The organism is Paraburkholderia sp. CNPSo 3272, assembly GCF_024206495.1.
In the GTDB taxonomy this organism is placed as follows: domain Bacteria; phylum Pseudomonadota; class Gammaproteobacteria; order Burkholderiales; family Burkholderiaceae; genus Paraburkholderia.
Window position 1 is genome coordinate 1 of the sequence record NZ_JAMBPQ010000103.1, and the last position, 864, is coordinate 864.

The window sequence follows — 864 nt, forward strand, 5'->3', positions numbered from 1 at the left end:
TCCGCGTGTCAATCGGGATCGTTTTTGCCTGTTTGAGTTGCACGCAATCTGAATTTCCTGAGGGCGGCGTAGCAGTAAATCTCGACGGTGAATCACGCTGATATCCGCGGGTTGGGTACCGCATTACAGTGGTCCGTCCGATGAGCCTGCCGCTATCTACTGACGCAAGTCGGATGAGATCCGTTGCCTAGCATCTCCGCGGGTTACTCGTATGCCGGGCTACGCCGCCTTCAGGAAGCTCGTTCTCCAGGGGTTATGTGGCATTGTTCACGTGACTGTCATGCTGTCGGTACCTCGCGCGGCAGGGCCAGCGACATTGCGAGTTGGCTGATGTCCCAGATGAATCCTGCCAGTTCGCGGGCAATCGCAACTACGGCAATGTTCTTCTCCTTGCCTCGTGCGACGAGCCTCCGGTAGCGCCGACACAGGCGCACTTGCGCGTCCCAGGCACGATCGACAATGGGCTTCGGGATGCCCTCGTGCCGGCGCTGGATTTCGACGCTCACGCGGGCCGGATGCTGATAGCTCCAGGCCGCTTCGATGAGCAGCTTTCGCGCATAGCTGTTGCCGTTCTTGGTAATGCTACCCAGTCGGCGCTTCTCTCCCGACGAGTGTTCGGCGGGTGTTACTCCCAGCCAGGCCATCAGCTGGCGCGGGTGCAGGAAGCGTGAGAGGTCGCCTAGCTCGGCGAGCATGCCCACGGCCGTGGCGAACTGCACGCCACGCATTGCCTGCAGGCCCAACACGGCCGGGTAGAAACGCCAGTTGATCACCGCCTCGCGCAGCGCGCCCTGCAGCCGGTCGCACTGCGCGAGGCGGTCTTCGATGGCGCGCCGAAACTCCTCGAAGGCGAGTTGTTGCCAT

Annotated in this window: 1 protein-coding gene; it reads right to left on the reverse strand. The window is 61.9% G+C overall.

Going from position 1 to position 864, the window contains the following annotated elements:
- Window positions 1–278: 278 nt before the first annotated feature.
- Window positions 279–864 (reverse strand): transposase (locus M3I53_RS37980; protein ID WP_254320816.1); only part of this gene is annotated, 586 nt, incomplete at its 5' end.